11 protein-coding genes are annotated in these 14,292 nt (G+C 59.1%); all 11 read left to right on the forward strand.

What is annotated here, in order from left to right; all coding sequences use genetic code 11:
- The first annotated feature begins 25 nt into the window (after positions 1-25).
- The 11 genes from leuC to F591_RS0103140 all read left to right on the forward strand — a co-directional run bounded on the left by leuC (position 26) and on the right by F591_RS0103140 (position 14,290).
- Entirely contained in the window at positions 26-1,444 is a 1,419-nt protein-coding gene (gene leuC / locus F591_RS0103085) for a 3-isopropylmalate dehydratase large subunit (RefSeq protein ID WP_019533120.1), read from the forward strand.
- 201 nt (positions 1,445-1,645) lie between these two features.
- The gene (leuD, locus tag F591_RS0103090; protein ID WP_019533121.1) at positions 1,646-2,260 is read left to right on the forward strand and encodes a 3-isopropylmalate dehydratase small subunit; all 615 of its coding nucleotides are present in this window, start codon (positions 1,646-1,648) and stop codon (positions 2,258-2,260) included.
- Positions 2,261-2,442: 182 nt separating this feature from the next.
- A complete protein-coding gene (locus tag F591_RS0103095) occupies positions 2,443-3,315 on the forward strand; it encodes a 3-hydroxyacyl-CoA dehydrogenase family protein (RefSeq protein ID WP_019533122.1) in 873 nt (290 codons plus the stop codon).
- Positions 3,312-4,526 (forward strand): acetate/propionate family kinase, encoded by a 1,215-nt coding sequence (locus F591_RS0103100; RefSeq protein ID WP_019533123.1) that lies wholly within the window; start codon positions 3,312-3,314, stop codon positions 4,524-4,526. The genes F591_RS0103095 and F591_RS0103100 overlap by 4 nt, the downstream gene beginning before the upstream one ends.
- A gap of 113 nt (positions 4,527-4,639) precedes the next feature.
- A complete protein-coding gene (gene asnS, locus F591_RS0103105) occupies positions 4,640-5,938 on the forward strand; it encodes an asparagine--tRNA ligase (protein ID WP_019533124.1) in 1,299 nt (432 codons plus the stop codon).
- Between the two features lie 51 nt (positions 5,939-5,989).
- A complete protein-coding gene (locus tag F591_RS0103110; RefSeq protein ID WP_019533125.1) occupies positions 5,990-6,658 on the forward strand; it encodes a DnaD domain-containing protein in 669 nt (222 codons plus the stop codon).
- A gap of 393 nt (positions 6,659-7,051) precedes the next feature.
- On the forward strand, positions 7,052-7,882 hold the full coding sequence (locus tag F591_RS0103120) for an ABC transporter ATP-binding protein (protein WP_019533127.1): 831 nt from the start codon (positions 7,052-7,054) through the stop codon (positions 7,880-7,882).
- Entirely contained in the window at positions 7,860-8,930 is a 1,071-nt protein-coding gene (locus F591_RS0103125) for an efflux RND transporter periplasmic adaptor subunit (protein WP_019533128.1), read from the forward strand. The genes F591_RS0103120 and F591_RS0103125 overlap by 23 nt, the downstream gene beginning before the upstream one ends.
- A gap of 1 nt (position 8,931) precedes the next feature.
- Entirely contained in the window at positions 8,932-11,865 is a 2,934-nt protein-coding gene (locus F591_RS0103130; protein ID WP_019533129.1) for an ABC transporter permease, read from the forward strand.
- 4 nt (positions 11,866-11,869) lie between these two features.
- Entirely contained in the window at positions 11,870-12,739 is an 870-nt protein-coding gene (locus F591_RS0103135; protein ID WP_019533130.1) for an ABC transporter ATP-binding protein, read from the forward strand.
- 60 nt (positions 12,740-12,799) lie between these two features.
- Entirely contained in the window at positions 12,800-14,290 is a 1,491-nt protein-coding gene (locus F591_RS0103140; protein ID WP_019533131.1) for an ABC transporter substrate-binding protein, read from the forward strand.
- Positions 14,291-14,292: the final 2 nt, after the last annotated feature.

Here is a 14,292-nt window from a genome sequence, read left to right on the forward strand (position 1 = left end):
TTCATAATCGATCGAGGTGGAACCGATGGCAAAAACAATGTTCGAGAAAATTTGGGACAACCACGTCATTCATTCCGAACCGGGCAAGCCGAGCATCATCTATATCGACCTGCACCTGGTTCACGAGGTGACGTCGCCGCAGGCGTTCGAAGGCCTGCGCCTGTCCGGCCGCAAGGTGCGCCGTCCCGACCTGACCTTCGCGACGATGGACCACAACGTGCCGACGAAGGATCGCTTTAACATTACAGACCCGATCTCCAAGCAGCAGATCGATACGCTGTCCAAAAACTGCGCCGACTTCGGCGTGAAGCTGTTCGACCTGAACAACATCGACCAAGGGGTCGTTCACGTTATGGGTCCGGAGCTCGGCCTGACGCATCCAGGCAAAACGATCGTGTGCGGCGACAGCCATACGTCCACGCACGGCGCGTTCGGCGCACTGGCGTTCGGCATCGGCACAAGCGAGGTAGAGCACGTGCTGGCCACGCAAACGCTGCAGCAGGCGAAGCCGAAGACGATGGAAGTGCGCGTGAACGGCAAGCTGCCGACCGGCGTAACGGCGAAGGACCTGATTCTCGGCATCATCGCCAAATACGGCACAGATTTCGCTACCGGATACGTTATCGAATATACGGGCGAAGCGATCCGCAGCCTGTCGATGGAAGAGCGCATGACCGTCTGCAACATGTCCATTGAAGCGGGCGCGCGCGCAGGGCTGATCGCTCCGGACGAGACGACGTTCGAATATCTCCGCGGCCGTCAATACGTGCCGCAAGGCGCAGCGTTCGACCGCGCGGTCGAGAGCTGGAAGCAGCTGGCGACGGACGAAGGCGCCGTCTATGACCGCATCGTCGAATTCGACGCGACAAGCCTCATCCCGCAAGTTACCTGGGGCACGAGCCCGGGCATGGGCACGGACATTTCGTCCTGCGTGCCGAATCCGGCCGATTTTGCGACCGAGAACGAGCGCAAGGCGGCGGAGAAGGCGCTCGAATATATGGGTCTGACACCGGGAACGCCGATGTCGGACATCGAGATCGACTACGTGTTCATCGGCTCCTGTACGAACGGCCGGATCGAGGACCTGCGCGCGGCAGCTGCCGTAGCCGAAGGGTACAAGGTCGCGCCGAACGTGACGGCGATCGTCGTACCGGGCTCCGGCCGCGTCAAAATGCAGGCGGAGAAGGAAGGGCTCGACAAAATTTTCAAAGAAGCCGGATTCGAGTGGCGTGACGCCGGATGCAGCATGTGCCTGGCGATGAACCCGGACGTGCTGCAGCCCGGACAGCGCTGCGCATCCACGTCGAACCGGAACTTCGAAGGCCGTCAAGGCCGCGGCGGACGCACGCATCTCGTATCGCCGGCGATGGCTGCGGCTGCGGCGATCAAGGGCCGGTTCACCGACGTCCGCGGCTGGGAATTCAAAGTCAAGCAGCAAGCTTAACGATAAAATACCGGTTTCGAAAAGCGCCGTAGCCGTATAGATCAAGAGGTTGACGGCGCGGAGTTGATGCGTTTCCTTGGCCTGCGCGCTGCAGCCTTGGCGAGTGGACAGGCCATCGCGCGGGCAGGAGAAGCGTAAAAGGGGCATTCGCTTAACGCGGATGCGGAACTTTTTCAAAATCAGCCAAAGGAGACGAACTACATGGAAGCTTTCAAACAGCATACCGGCCTCGTGGCGCCGGTTGACCGCGTGAACGTGGACACGGACGCGATTATTCCCAAGCAATTTCTGAAGCGCATCGAGCGCTCCGGCTTCGGCCAGTTCCTGTTCTACGAATGGCGCTTCGACGAGCAGGGCAACCCGATTCCCGAGTTCAGCCTGAACCAGCCGCGCTATCAAGGCGCTTCGGTGCTGATTTCCCGCGCCAACTTCGGCTGCGGCTCGTCCCGCGAGCATGCGCCGTGGGCGATCCAGGATTACGGCTTCCGCGTGGTGATCGCGCCGTCGTTCGCCGACATTTTCTACAATAACTGCTTCAAAAACGGCATTTTGCCGATCAAGCTGAGCGAGGAGCAGGTCGAGGAACTGTTCCAGCGCACGGCGGCAAACGAAGGCTACAAGCTGACAGTCGATCTGGAGAACAAGACGATTGCAGACGGCCAGGGCCTGAGCATCGCCTTCGATCTTGACGAGCACCGCCGCCAGTTCCTGCTTCTCGGACTCGACGATATCGGTTTGACGCTTCAGCACGAGGACAAGATCGCAGCTTACGAGGCGGCTCATCAAGAGCGCCTGGCTTACAACGCGGCTCAGTAATCCGTTTGTGCCGGGAGGCAGGCCCGCCACTTGCGAGCTTTGACGAAATATGTCATAAAACCGTCGATGTTCACAAAAGTGTCGTCCCTTGCGTGGGGCGGCTCTTTTTCTTTTTGCGCGTTGCTCCGATATAATGTAGGTGAAATCGTGCTAAGAATGTACATGGGGGGCGGAGAGCGGCAATGGCACACCATACTATCGGGGTTGTCGGCGGCGGTACGATGGGCCAAGGCATCGCCGAAATGCTGGCAGGCAAAGGTCTCGAAGTCGTGCTGGTCGAGCGGAACGCGGAGAAGCTGGCCGAGGCGAGAGAAAGAATCGAGAACCAATTGGACAAGCAACTGGAGAAATGGGCGATTACGAAGGCGGAGAAAAAGCTGATTTTGGGCCGCATTCATCTGGCGCCCTCGCTGGAAGATCTCGGCGAGTGCGGCATGGTGATCGAATCGATCACCGAGGATTTGGAAGAGAAAAAAGAGCTGTTCGTTCAGCTCGATGCCATATGCCCGGAGCATGTGATCCTGGCCAGCAATACGTCGACGCTGAGCTTGACGGAGATCGCCGCGGCGACGCAGCGGGCCGAGCGGGTGATCGGGCTGCATTTCGTATATCCCGTATCGAAAATTCATATGGTCGAAATCATCCGGGCGCTGAAAACGAGCGAAGAGACGTTCCTGCGCACCAAGCGGTTTGTGGAGGATACGATTCAGAAGCACGGCATCCAGGTATACGAGTCGCCGGGCTTTGTGACGACGCGGCTTATTTGCGTGCTGATCAACGAGGCGATGCACGTGCTGAGCGAAGGCGTTGCGAGCGCCGAGGATATCGATACGGCGATGCGGATCGGCTACGATTTTCATTACGGCCCGCTGGAGATGGCGGACCGGTTCGGGCTCGATTCGGTGCTGGCCGCCATGGAGCGGATGTTCCGCGAGTTCGGCGAGCTGAAATACCGCCCGGCTGTGCGCCTGAAGCAGCTTGTGCGCGCCGGGCATCTCGGGGTGAAGACGGGCCAGGGCTTTTTCCGGTACGATAAGGACGGTGACCGATTGTGAACATACTTGTCATTAACGCAGGCAGTTCTTCGCTGAAATTCCAGCTGTACGCCATGAACAACGAGGCGGTGCTGGCCAAAGGCCGCGTCGAGCGGATCGGCATGGATTCCGCCATCCTGACGTACGAGCCGAGCAATGGGTCGGAGGTGCGCGAGGTGCAGGAAATCCTCGACCATACGGCAGCGATCCGCAAGGTGCTCGATATGATTCTGCATTCGGATTACGGCGTGCTGAAAAGCTTAAGCGAGATTCAAGCGGTCGGTCACCGGGTTGTGCATGGCGGGGAGTCCTTCACCGGGTCGGTCGTGGTCGACGATGCGGTCAAGCGCGAGATCAGGCAGCTGTTCGATTTGGCGCCGCTGCACAATCCGGCCCATATGCTCGGGATCGTGGCCGTCGAGGCGAACATGCCCGAGGTGCCGCAGGCGGTCGTTTTCGATACGGCGTTTCATCAGACGATGCCGCCTGTCGCCTACTTGTACCCGATTCCCATGGTTCTGTATAAGAAGCATAAAATTCGCCGTTACGGCTTCCACGGCACGTCGCATATGTACGTCAGCGAGCGCGCCGCAGCCTATCTCGGCAAGCCGCTTGCCGAGCTGAAGCTGATCACTTGCCATATCGGCAACGGCTGCAGCTGCACGGCGGTGCTGCACGGCCGCTCGGTCGATACGAGCATGGGCATGACCCCGCTCGAGGGGCTGATGATGGGCACGCGCAGCGGCGACATCGACCCGGCGATCGTCCCTTACGCAATGGCCAAGGAAGAGCTGACGCTCGGCGAAGTCAACTCGATGCTGAACAAGCACAGCGGGCTGCTCGCCATCTCGGGCCTGTCGAGCGATATGCGGGAAATATTGGAGGCTTCGGAAGCGGGGGACCGCAACGCCCAGCTGGCCTTCGAGATGTACGAATACCGGCTGCGCAAATATATCGGCGCCTACGCCGCCGCGATGAACGGCGTGGACGCTATCGTGTTTACGGCCGGCGTCGGGGAAAATTCGGCCGCGCTGCGGGCGGCGGTATGCCGCAATTTGACTTATTTGGGCCTTGAGCTCAACGAAGAAGCGAACGTCCGGCGCGAATCCGCGGACCGGGCCATTACGACGCCGGAGTCCAGGGTTCAAGTGCTGGTCATTCCGACGAACGAGGAATTGATGATTGCGCGGGAAACGCACAAGTTGATTTTGCAGCAAAATGATGTAGTATAAAGTGGATAGCATTTCTTCGGCCGAACGATCATATCCAGGTGATCGTTCGGTTTCGTTAGGCGAACGTTTCAGGCGCCGGCAAGGGCCGGCCAGACGCCAGAAGGAGGTTAACCATGAGCCGTTCATTATGCACGATCCGCGAAGCGGGCAAGCGCACGGGCGAGACGGTCACGATCGGCTGTTGGCTGCATCGGGTGCGCTCCAGCGGCAAAATTCGATTTTTGCAGCTGCGCGACGGCACCGGCTACATTCAAGGGGTCGTCGCGAGGAGCGAGGTTAGCGACGAAGTATGGGAAGCGAGCGGGAAGCTGACGCAGGAAAGCTCGCTGTACGTTACCGGCCAGGTCCGGACCGACGAGCGGAGCAAGAGCGGTTACGAACTGACGGTGACCGGCATCGAGCTGATTCAGCTGGCCTCCGACTATCCGATTACGCCGAAGGAGCATGGGGTCGATTTTCTCATGGACCATCGGCACCTGTGGATTCGCGCTCCGCGCCAGCGGGCGATTCTCGTCATTCGCGCGGAAATCATTCGCGCCATCCAGCGATTTTTCGACGAACGGGGCTTTACGCTGGTGGATCCGCCGATTTTGACGCCATCGTCCTGCGAAGGCACGACGAACCTGTTTCATACCAAATATTTTGACGAAGACGCTTTCCTGACGCAAAGCGGCCAGCTGTATATGGAAGCGGCGGCGATGGCGCTGGGCAAAGTGTATTCGTTCGGCCCGACGTTCCGGGCGGAGAAATCGAAGACGCGCCGGCACCTGATCGAGTTCTGGATGATCGAGCCGGAGATGGCGTTCGTTGGTCACGAGGAAAACCTGAAGGTGCAGGAGCAGTTCGTGGAGCACATCGTGCAGTCGGTGCTGGTCCATTGCCGTCCCGAGCTGGAGCTGCTCGGGCGGGACATCGCCAAGCTGGAGAAGGTGAAGGCGCCGTTTCCGAGAATAACGTACGACGAAGCCGTCCGGTTTCTTCAGGAGAACGGCCATGCGTTTGAGTGGGGCGAAGATTTCGGCGCGCCGCACGAGACGGCCATCGCGGAGCATTACGAGAAGCCGGTGTTCATCACTCATTACCCGACCGCCATCAAGGCGTTCTATATGAAACCGGACCCGAACCGTCCGGAGGTGGCGCTGTGCGCCGATCTGATTGCGCCGGAGGGCTACGGGGAAATTATCGGAGGCAGCCAGCGGATCGACGACCCGGTCTTGATGCAGCAGCGGTTCCGGGAGCACGAGCTGTCCGAGGAAGCGTATCAGTGGTATTTGGACCTGCGGCGTTACGGCACGGTGCCGCACTCGGGCTTCGGGCTCGGGCTGGAAAGAACGGTCGCCTGGATCTGCGGGCTGGAGCATGTGCGGGAGACGATTCCGTTTCCGCGTCTTTTATATCGTTTGTATCCTTAAATTCGGTGCGGGCCAGTGGAGAAAGGCCGTCTTCTGGAAAGAGGGGTTGGGATGAAACGCAACGATTACGACGCAAGCGATATGCCGTCCGTGCTGCTGGCGGCCTGGCACGAAGGGAACGCCGACGTGCCTTACTGGCTGCTGAAGTATTACGCCGAGCTTGGCATGAACGAGCTGGACGTCATGCTTATCATTCATGTGATGGCCTTCAAACAGAAAGAAGGAAAAGATTTCCCGACGCTGGAGGAGCTGCAGTCGCGCATGTCGGTCTCTCAGGAGAAGGTGATCGCGGCGCTGCAGCGTCTGATGAAGGGCGGCATGCTCGCGATCGACGAGGAAGCCGACCCGGTTACCGGCGTTCACGGCGAGAAATACAATTGGCGGCCGCTCATGGAGCGGCTTGCTGTATGCCGGCTCGAGGAGCTTCAGCGCGATGCGGACGTCCAGCCGACGCAGCAGGAGCGCAGCGACATTTTCACGATCTTCGAGAACGAATTCGGCCGGCCGCTGACTCCGATGGAGCTGGAATCGATCACGAACTGGATTGACCGCGACGGGTACCCGGAGGAGCTCATTTTGGCCGGGCTCAAGGAAGCCGTATTTGCGGGGAAGGTGCATTTTCGCTATATCGATCGCATCTTGCTGGAATGGAGCCGCAATCGCATCAAGACCGTCGAGCAGGCGAAAGAATACGCGCAGCGGTTCCGTTCGGGCCGGTGACGAACATCAAGCCCCTGTGCCTTATGGCCGGGGTATTTTTTGCCTTCTGATCCCTCCGAATTTCCTGTTACTATACACCAGCCCGAAGCGCCGGAACAGCTCCAAAACTTGCGCCGCAGCCTGAAATCAGCGCAGCCCGCGGCAGAGCGCGCTTCTGGCGGCGAGAAAAATGCCCTGCCCGGTATCGATTGCGCGGCCGCAGGCCGAACGGCGACAAGCCGGCGGCTTATGCATGCCGGCAAGCGCGGCGTCGTCAGCAAATGACTTTTTTCGAGCTTTGCATAAAAATCTTTAAATATTATTTATTTTTTTGTAACTTTCCGCAAAGGAAAACCGTCTATAATCTGGAAAGTAAAATAGAGTAGTTTTTGTCGGAAGGAGTAGAGGGGGCCGATGATCGGATGGCTGCGCAGGAAGAAGCCTGCGCGCGAGCAAGCAAGTGCGGGGTCGAAGGCGCTCCTGGCGGATACGCCGCCAAAGCAGGCAGCCGGAGCGAATCCGGCGGCGGACGGCGGCGAGGAAGCGACTAGCGCCAAGCGCGACCTGTCTGAGCCTTTGCTGACGGTCATGGGAGTCGAACGCTCGTTTTCCGTAGGGGGAACGCAGCTTCACGTGCTGCGCGGCATCAATATGGAGCTTTATCCCGAGCAGCTTGTCATGTTGAAGGGACGTTCCGGCTCGGGCAAGACGACGCTGCTGAATTTGATCGGCGGCCTTGACCAGCCGAATCGCGGGGAGATCGTATTCAAGGGACATCCGTTCCACCGCTGCAGCGACGACGAGCGGACAATCATCAGGCGCAAGGAAATCGGCTTTATTTTCCAATCGTTCGCCCTGATGCCGCTGCTGTCCGCGCGGGAGAACGTGGAGCTCGCCCTGCGCATGGCCGGCGTTCCCCGCTCGCAATGGAAGCAGCGGGTCGAGCACTGTCTGGAGCTTGTCGGCTTGGCCAAGCGGATGGATCACCGTCCGTTCGAGCTGTCCGGCGGCGAGCAGCAGCGGGTGGCGATCGCCAAGGCGATCGCGCACAAGCCGAGCCTCATTCTCGCGGATGAGCCGACGGCCGAGCTGGATTCGCAGATGGGCGCTCAAGTGATGTCTGTCTTTCGCGACATCATCCGCACGGAGCACATAACGATCTGTATGACAACCCATGACCCGACAATAATGGAGGTAGCCGATCGTGTCTACGAGATGGTGGATGGAAAGTTTATCGCAAGCTAAGGGAAAGGCCAAGCCGTGGCTGGCCGCATGCGTTGCCGCCTCGCTCGTCGTCGGAGCGGGCTGCTCGCTGCTGCCTAAGGAAGAGGAGGAGGAGGTGCTGCCGTCCATTACGGTGCCCCAGCTTTCGAAGAAGCCGGAGTACGAGGTGAAGACGAAGACGCTGGAGCAGAAGGCTCGCGGCTCCGGCAGGCTGCTCTCGACGGTGGAGGAAGTGCTGTATTTTACGGTTGACGGGAATCGGCGCATCAAGAACATCGCTGTCAAGGTCGGCGATACGGTGCAGCAGGGGCAGCTCATTGCCGAGCTGGATGTGACCGAGCTGGAGAACCAGCTGAAGCAGGAAAGGCTGCAGGCCCGCAAGGACGAGCTGGCCATGATCGAGGCTTTGCGCAAGTCCGACGAGATGAGCGCGGAGCAGCTGGAGCAGGCGAAGATCGATTTCGAGCTGAAGCGGGAAAAGTTGATCGAGCTGGAGCAGACGGTCGCCTCCGCCAAGCTGACGGCGCCGTTCAGCGGAACGATCGTGGCCGTGAACAAGAAGAAGGGCGATACGGCGGAGCAGTACGACGCGATCGCCACGATTGCCGATCTGTCTCAGCTGACGGTGGCCGCGAAATTCAGCGCGGACGATCTGAAGAAGATCGCCGTCGGCATGGAGGCGATCGTCGATATCAACGCCGCCGGACAGCATAAGGGCAAGGTGGTTCAGCTTCCCGTGCCGAAGGACGAGAATAGCGGCGGCTCGGGGATGCGGGGAGATGAGCAGCGGGAATCCATCGACGACTATTTGATCGTCCAGCTCGACGAATTTCCGCAAGGGCTGAGCCGGGGCACGCCGCTCAGCGTATCCGTCATTATCCAGCGCAAGGAGAATGCCATCGTCATCCCGCCGTCGACTCTTCGTACATATGCAGGACGCAACTACGTTCAAGTGGTGGACGAGAACGGCAACAAGAGGGAAGTGGATGTGGAGATCGGGCAGCAGACGTCGACGGATGTGGAAATTCTCAAAGGGCTTACGCCGGGACAGAAAGTAGTGGGTCGCTGATATGCCGATGCTTCGATTCTTGTTCCGCAAAATGTGGAACACGCGCTGGTTGACACTCAGCTCGCTGGCCGGGCTGATTATGGCGGTGGCGTTTACGACCAGCATTCCGATGTATGCCGACGGCGCCTTGAAGCGGGTCGTATCCGCTTCGCTGCAGGAGAAAAGCGATGGCATGCCCGCCGGCTCGGTGCTGATCCGGTATCAGGCCGCAGGCAGCGAGAGGGCCGATCTGAACGCGCTGAAGGACGCGGATACTTACATCAGGGAACAAGTCCCGAATGATATCCGCTTTCCGCATCAAACCTACGTGCGCAGCTATTCCTTGCGAAGCGCCGCTTTGACGCCGGTGGACCCGTCCAAGGTGGACCCGAGCAAGCGGCGGACGATGACCTTGGGCGCCCAGAGCGGGCTTAAGGACAAGGTCGAGCTGACGCAGGGCGAATGGTTCAAGGACCAGCCTCGGAACGGCATCGTGGAAGTCGTCATCTTCGAGGAAGCGATGTTCCGCAACGACATTCACGTCGGAGACGTCTTCAACTATCCGATCGCCGGAGGTCTCGGCATTGCGCCGCTGAAGGTGAAGGTCGTCGGCGTCTTCAAGCCGAAGCTCGATACGGACCCGTACTGGTTCCAGGGCTTGGAATCGCTGCTGACGAGCTTGTTTACAAGCGATCAGACCTTCGAGGAATATGTGCTGCAAAACAAAAAAATCCCGCTCAATCTGGCGAACTGGTATTACGCCTTCGATTTGCGGGATATTCAGACGAGCCAGCTGTCGCCGCTGGAGAGAACGCTGGAACGGCTGGACATTACGCTGTATCAGAAGCTGAAAAACACGCGGGTCGACATTTCATTCATTCCGCTGCTGCAGGAATTCAAGGTGCAGAGCTTGCAGCTGCAAGTGCTGCTCTTCACCTTGGCGGCGCCGATGATCGCGATGGTCTTCTATTATATCGTGATGAATTCCCGCCAGGCGCTCGACCGGCAGCGCACCGTCATCGCGGTCATCCGCAGCCGCGGCGGAAGCACCCGCCAGATCATCTGGATCTATTTGCTGGAGGGGCTCATTCTGGGAGGAACCGCGCTTTTGCTCGGTCCGCTGCTCGGCTGGCTGATGGCCAAAAGCATTGGGTCGTCCAGCGGCTTCCTCACGTTCGTAGACCGCAAGGCGGTGCCGGTCGGCTTTACGCTGGAAGCGATGATGTACGGCTGCGCGGCGGTGCTGATCGCGCTGGCGGCCAGCGTCATCCCGGCCGTCGTCTTCGCCCGCTCGTCCATCGTCAGCTACAAGCGGGAGTTGGCCCGCTCGGACAAACGGCCGTTCTGGCAAAAGTGGTTTGTCGACGTGCTGCTGATCGCCTTGGTCGGCTATGGCTATTATTTGTTCAGCCAGCAGCAGATGCTTTCCATGCAAACGGGGCTGACGACAGACCAGCTGCAGGTGCATCCGCTTCTGTTTTTCGTGCCGGCCTTATCGATTTTTGCGCTCGGACTGTTCTTCCTGCGGATCTTCCCGTGGCTGCTGCGCTTGGGCAATTGGCTGGGCAAACGGTTCTTGCCGGTGCCGTTCTACTTGACGCTGACGCAGCTGTCGCGCTCGGCGGCGGCCTACTATCCGCTGATGCTGCTGCTGATTTTGACGCTGGGACTTGGCGTCTACAATTCGTCGGCGGCCCGGACGATCGATCTGAACTCGACCGACCGCATTTTGTATAAATACGGCACGGATGTCGTTATGCAGGCGGTGTGGGAGACGCGGGCTGACGAGATGCCTTTGAACCCGGGCGACGGCCAAAACGACGGCCAGTCGGGAGGCCAGCCAGGAGGAGGCCAGCAGGGCGGCGGCTCCGGTGGCGGCTCCGGCGGCGGGCCAAACGGCGGCCAGCCGGGAGGTCCCGGAGGCGGTGGTCAGGGCGGCGAAGGGCCGCCTCCGAAGCTGCGCTATCTCGAGCCGCCGTTCGAGGTGTTCCGCGAACTGGAAGGCGTCAAGCATGCAGCCCGGGTGCTGCAGACCAAAGGCAATGTCGTCGTCTCCGGCAGATCGACGGGCCAAGGCATGCTGATGGGCATCGACAACAGCGACTTTGCGGAAGTGGCCTGGTTCCGCCGGGATCTGTATCCGGTGCACCCGAATCATTATTTGAACGCGCTCGGGCAGTTCGAGCAGGCGGTTCTCGTCTCGACTTCTTTTGCCGAGAAGCATCAGTTAAAGCCGGGCGACCTGCTAAGCATCACGATCGCCCAGCAGCCGGTCGAATTCGTGATCGCCGCGACGGTCCCTTACTGGCCGGCCCAGTATCCGGATCAGACGCCGTTTTTCATCGCGAATTTGGACTATGTGTACGATCAGGCTCCGCTGTTGCCGTACGAGGTGTGGCTCAAGATGGAGGACGGCGCCAAGGTCGCTCCGCTCCTGGAGAATCTGCTTGAGCACAAGGTCGAGATCGCTTCGGTGCGCGACGTTCGCAACGAGCTGATTTCCCAGAAGAAGCATCCGGCCAGAGGCGGCGTATTCGGCATCTTGAGTCTCGGATTTCTGGTCTCCGTCTTCATCTCGCTGATCGGCTACATCTTGTACTGGTTTTTCAACCTCTCCAGCCGCGTCGTGCAGTTCGGCGTGCTGAGGGCGATGGGGCTGTCCCGCAAGCAGCTGACCGGCATGCTGCTGCTGGAGCAAGGCTTCACGGCAGGACTGTCGATCGCCCTGGGAATTGCCATCGGCAAGCTGACGAGCTACCTGTTCCTGCCGTTTCTGCAAACGGCGGACAATGTGAGGACGCAGGTGCCCCCGTTCCGCGTCGTCTTCGACGCCAGGGATACCGATCAGCTGTACATGGTCGTCGGGTTCATGATGCTGACCGGCGCCGTGCTGCTGATGGCGCATATTCGCCGCCTGCGCGTGCATCAAGCGGTCAAGCTGGGAGAGGAGAAGTGATGCAGTGATCCATTGCGAAGGACTCGTCAAAATCTATAAGACCGACGACATCGAAGTCGTTGCGCTGCAGGGCTTGAACATCTCGGTGGCCAAAGGCGAAATGATGGCGATTATCGGCAACAGCGGAAGCGGCAAGTCGACGCTGCTCAACATCCTGGGCGGCCTCGACCGTCCGTCGGCCGGACAGGTGCGCGTCGGAGAATGGAATCTGCTCAAAGTTACCGACGATGAGCTCGTGCAGTACAAGCGCAAGACGGTCGGCTTCATCTGGCAGAACAATGCGCGCAATCTGGTGCCTTATTTGACGGCGCTGGAGAATGTGGAGATGCCGATGATGCTAAGCGGCAAGTACGACCGCGCCTACGCCAAGCAGCTGCTGGAATGGGTCGGCCTCGGGCACCGCTTGGGCAACCGGCTGCAGCAGCTGTCCGGCGGCGAGCAGCAGCGGGTCGCCATCGCCATCTCGCTGGCCAACCGGCCGGAGCTGCTCCTTGCGGACGAACCGACAGGCTCGGTGGACACGAAAACCTCCGATATGATCATGGACATCTTCCGCAGGCTGAACAAGGAGCTTGGCGTCACCATCGTCATCGTTACCCACGATTTGGCTCTGGCCAGCAAGGTGGACCGGGTCGTCGCGATCCGCGACGGGATGACGAGCACGGAGTTCATCAAGCGCAATCCGAATCTGGATGAGGCGGGCGGCGGCAAAATCCACGACGTGCACGAGGAGTACGTCGTCCTGGATAAGGTCGGCCGCCTGCAAATCCCGAAAGCGTATCTGCAATCGCTCGGGATTGACGGCAAAGCGTCGATGGAATTCGACGGAGAGAAAATCATTATCAGAACGCCGAAATCGCTGGAGGAAGCTTGAGCGGGCGGCGGTCACACAGAGATAAAAGCTTTTCGAATTGAAAATCGGAGGGATCCCGAGATGAAACGGTTAAACAAGAAGGCGGTACTTGTATCGCTGTGCGCAGGCTTGGCGGCGCAGACGCTCGTTGCCTGCAGCAATCAGCCAGGCGCGAATTCGAATACGGAGCGGACGCTGCGCATCGCCACCAGCATGGGGTATGGACCCAATGACGAATGGTTCCGCCAGCGCTTTACGGAGCTGTTCGAATTCGCCAATCCGAATGTCAAGATCGAAATCATTCCGACGATGGATGAAAGATACTACTACGGTTACGGCAGGCGCAACACTGACGAAAAGCCGCAGGACCCGATGGAGAAGCTTAAAGAGCTGATGCAGGGCGACAATCCGCCCGACATCGCGATGGTCAGCTTCGATGAGCTGGACAGCCTGATCGCGGAAAACTTGCTGACGCAGCTCGATCCGATGATCCAGAAGGACAAATTCGATACGTCGGACATTGTGCCCGCTGTCATCGACGGACTGAAGCAGAAGGGCGACGGCAAGCTGTACGCGCTGGCTCCGACCTTCAGCGCCTCGGCGCTGATTTACAACAAGCAGATGTTTGACGAGGCGGGAGTAGAGTATCCGAAGGATAAAATGACCTGGGACGAAATCTTCGATCTGGCGCGCCGCGTATCGAAGGGCGAAGGCGAAAACCGCAAGTACGGCTTCGGCTTCTCGACATATTCCGGAAACGATCTGTTCTACGCGGCGCAAACTTATTCCGAGCCGCTGCAGCTGCGCATGTTTGACGACAAGGCCGAGAAAATGACCGTCGATACGGATCAATGGGAAAACGTATGGAAAACGATCCTGCAGCTGAAAACCGAGAAGATCGTTCCGGAGCCGATCGATTATGAGAAATTGCGGCAGTCGATGGAATCGGACGATTTTAACCCGTTCCAGCATAACGACTTCATGATGGGCCGTGTGGCGATGGCGCCGATTCATTTCTCCGGACTAAGCGAAATTATCAATGCCAACAAGAACGCCGACAACATTCCGGGCTATACGGCGATCGATTGGGACGTCGTCACGATGCCGGTGCATCAGGAATATCCGAACATCGGCGGCAGCATGTATATGGACGGCATCATGGGGATTAACTCGCGGGCCCAAAATCCCGAGGATGCGTGGAACTTTATCAAATTCATCAACGGCGAAGACTGGGCACGGCTCAAATCGAGCAGCGAGCACAACCTCGTCGCCCGCAAAAAGTATATTAAAAACATGAAGGACGGCGTCGAATTCCACGTGGATGCCTTCACGACGCTGATTCCGGCGCCCAGCGTGTACGACGCCCAGCTTTACCGCGAGAAGGAAGGCCTGTATCAGGTGTACGATCTCGGCCGCCAGGCGTTTGAGGAAGCGGAGCAAAACAAAATGACGGTGCGCGAAGCGCTGAAAAAATGGCAAACGGACGGCGACGCTTTACTTCAGCAGCTCAAGGAGAATCCGAACGGCTCAGTCGAACAAGACGGAGGAGCCGTAGTGATGCCTGCAGGATGACC

The organism is Paenibacillus ginsengihumi DSM 21568, from assembly GCF_000380965.1.
Classification (GTDB): domain Bacteria; phylum Bacillota; class Bacilli; order Paenibacillales; family NBRC-103111; genus Paenibacillus_G; species Paenibacillus_G ginsengihumi.